4 protein-coding genes are annotated in these 3,078 nt (G+C 54.3%); 3 read left to right on the top strand and 1 reads right to left on the bottom strand.

The window, feature by feature from the left end:
* Positions 1-30: 30 nt before the first annotated feature.
* Complete coding sequence (locus G6N74_RS30280) at positions 31-654, top strand: hypothetical protein (protein WP_165121703.1); 624 nt, start codon at positions 31-33, stop codon at positions 652-654.
* Between the two features lie 52 nt (positions 655-706).
* Here the strand turns inward: G6N74_RS30280 and G6N74_RS30285 are convergent, their stop codons facing one another.
* Positions 707-1,153: a hypothetical protein gene (locus tag G6N74_RS30285; protein WP_165121704.1), complete on the bottom strand. Its 447-nt coding sequence runs from the start codon at positions 1,151-1,153 to the stop codon at positions 707-709.
* 261 nt (positions 1,154-1,414) lie between these two features.
* Here G6N74_RS30285 and G6N74_RS30290 point away from each other — a divergent pair, with 261 nt between their 5' ends.
* Together G6N74_RS30290 and G6N74_RS30295 are read left to right on the top strand one after the other, a co-directional pair.
* A complete protein-coding gene (locus tag G6N74_RS30290; protein ID WP_165121705.1) occupies positions 1,415-1,888 on the top strand; it encodes a hypothetical protein in 474 nt (157 codons plus the stop codon).
* A gap of 164 nt (positions 1,889-2,052) precedes the next feature.
* On the top strand, positions 2,053-3,036 hold the full coding sequence (locus tag G6N74_RS30295) for a glycerophosphodiester phosphodiesterase family protein (RefSeq protein ID WP_165121706.1): 984 nt from the start codon (positions 2,053-2,055) through the stop codon (positions 3,034-3,036).
* Positions 3,037-3,078: the final 42 nt, after the last annotated feature.

A 3,078-nucleotide genomic window follows, 5' to 3' on the forward strand; every position in this document is an offset into this window, starting at 1 on the left:
TTGCGACCGAAACGATGTGTAGGAAAGCCTATGGCCGAAATTGACCTTCTTCTTGTAGATGGCACCCTGACAGATGGGCCATCCTCGGAAACAAGCTTTGGAGGCTTGCCGTCTACCGATAGCCGTTTCTCGTGGCCAGCATGTAAATCTTGCGGCGGTAACATGCAATTCCTCGGTCAAGTTCGCCGCGCAGGCGCGCAGAGGCTCCACTTGATCTTTATGTGTCAGAACGACCCCGGGGTATGTTCGGAGTGGGAGGCGGATGGCGGCGCAAATGCGGTCGTTTGCACAGGCATTGAGGACCTCAAAATTGCCGATGCGCCGTCCGAAGGCGAGGTCGTTCGCGCTGGCCTGCGATATGGCGCTCGTATCGAGCGGGTCCAATCCTTGACCTATGACAAGGCCCGTGAGGAATGGGCGCAACGGCATTCTCGCCGCCAGCGTGACGTTCTCGGCCGGATTGGCGGAAAAGCATTTTGGCTACAGGGCGACGAAACGCCGAGCTGCCATCACTGCCAGAAGAAGATGGGTTTTGTTGCTCAGCTTGAGGCCGGCCCAGACTACGAGACGGAAATGAACTTCGGGGGCGGTTGCGGTTATCTTTTTGAATGCGAATGTGCAGGAGGGACTGGCAAGTTCCTATGGCAAAATTGACGACCGTCTGGAGACCGCGCGCCCAAACCTAGCCTTAATCAGCGGCGCTCCATTATATCCAGCTCCATGGCGTAGCATCGGGAATTCTACTATCCAAAGCTCCCCTTTTGAAAAGGGTAACCGATTTCTCATCGCCGTCCTTGCCCTCAAATCCCACCAAGGCAAGGCCGATCTGAGGAGCGTAAACAGAGTAATCGTCTTTAAATAGCTCTTTTCCGATTTCATTTATCCTTTTCAGGACGCGCTCCGGATTCATGGCAAATAGTGACACGTCATCCAGCATTAGGGGGTCGCCATGGCTGCTGAAAATAAGCTCCTTCAGCTGATTTTCAGGATCAAAGGTAAGTACGGGAAATCTATCTCCCCTATATTCTTGACGATTGCCACTTGGTCTGATGATGAAATGTTCGTTTTGACCAATCCTATTTTCTGCTTCTTCAGAACTCATCCCAAATCGTAGTGGGAAAGCACCTTCAAAAGGCCTGATGATCCAATTCATGTTATTCTCCGCCTATGAGCTTGCACTACCATGCACTGACCAGTTCAGGAAGCGCCCTGGGGGGACGATCTGCCTGACATTTGATGCGTCGCAAAAGTCAGCGTACTCCCAGATTCAAGACTCGGGATTTTCGCAACAAACTCGCATGGAGCATATGCCAGAAATCAAATTGCAGAGGGACGAAGTATGCTTTTGAACCGACGCACCTTGCTCGCAGTGGGAGTGCTTGCAATGACACGTCCTATGTCCGCTGGGTCCGCTATGTTGAAAGTTCTGTATCAGGGAAATCTCTTTGCCGATTATTTCCAAATATACCTACGCGATGAGGGCCATCCAATTTTACCTGACCGCTACACCGATGAAGAGATCGCCCGCTACCTCATGGCCGGGCCACATGCGGTCATTCTCCGCACAGCGCGCAACATGACTGTGCCAATCCGCGTCGAATGGCACGACCAACGACCCATCCTTGATCTCGACGCCTACCAGCACATTGTTGAAGCTCGTTTCGATTGCCCCTCGGGCCAACTCGTGCTGGCTGGTTTGACAGATTACGACCCCGCCGCGCCGCGACTTTTGGTAAAAGCGGGGCCGCTCGGCGTGCGTGCCAATCTTTCAGGTCTGGATACCCTCAGCGAAAACCACCTCGATGGACATGACCACTACCTTATGCAGCTTTGGCCCGGCTCTGAACTGGAAGGGGTGCGTGTGTTGAAGGCATGGCCTGGCGAATAGCGTTGTCGCGAAAATCCTAAAGCTTGCTACGTCGCATGAGTTGGTCGCAAAATGTGTCGCAGGTTGCGGGAATTTGCGACATAGGGGAGCTCGCCTTGAAAGCGCCATGTCTGTCGTTAGGCAAGTGCCGGCCGGCTCATTATTGACAGAGAGACACGTTATTTATGAGAAGAATTCTACGCTATATCCTCATAGTAATTATCTCTCTCTCCGCGTTCATCTTTCTTAACAACACGAATTTGTTCACGCGCCGTCCAGATGGGGATGATCCGCTTGTCCTCGCGCATCGTGGAATCGCGCAACGTTTCGATCCAGCCGGGGTCACCAATGATACCTGCACAGCTTCCCGCATCCTGCCGCCGAAGCACGGTTATCTGGAGAACACGATTGCTTCCATGCGGGCAAGCTTCGAGGTCGGTGCTGACATTGTTGAGCTGGATGTTCATCCCACGACAGATGGACAATTCGTGGTCTTTCACGACTGGACACTGGATTGCCGCACCGACGGCCATGGCGTCACGCGCGAGCATTCCGTGGCCGATCTCAAGAAACTTGACATAGGCTACGGCTACACCGCCGATGGTGGCAGGACATATCCGTTCAGAGGCAGCGATGTCGGCATGATGCCGACTCTTGCCGAAGTGCTTCAGGCTTTTCCTGACCGGCCCTTCCTGATCAACGTGAAGAGCAACGATCCCGATGAAGGATCGAAACTGGCGACGTTCCTGAATGCCCTTCCGCCGGAGCGACGAGCAACCGTCATGGCTTACGGCGGGGATCGGCCGATCGCAGCCTTGCGCACCGCAGTTCCCGGCTTGAAAACGATGTCTCGTGCTTCCCTAAAGGGATGCCTGCTGCGTTACATCGCTTATGGATGGACGGGCGCGATGCCAGACGAATGCCGTTCAACGGTGGTGCTCGTCCCGATCAACGTGGCCCCGTGGCTTTGGGGCTGGCCTGATCGTTATCTAAATCGGATGGATTCAGTTGGAAGTACCGTGTTCGTTGTCGGCCCCTATCATGGCGGCGATTTCTCGACCGGGATGGACAGTGTTGAAGAGCTCTCTCGGCTGCCAGAGAACTATAGCGGCGGCGTTCTTACCAACGAGATCGAAATGGTCGCCTCATGGCTTCGATCGCGAAAGTGACATGCGCGGGGAGTTAGCTTCCGCGACAATCCTTTGTCGCGG

Origin of the sequence: Mesorhizobium zhangyense, from assembly GCF_011045115.1 — a bacterium.
GTDB classification, from domain to species: domain Bacteria; phylum Pseudomonadota; class Alphaproteobacteria; order Rhizobiales; family Rhizobiaceae; genus Mesorhizobium_M; species Mesorhizobium_M zhangyense.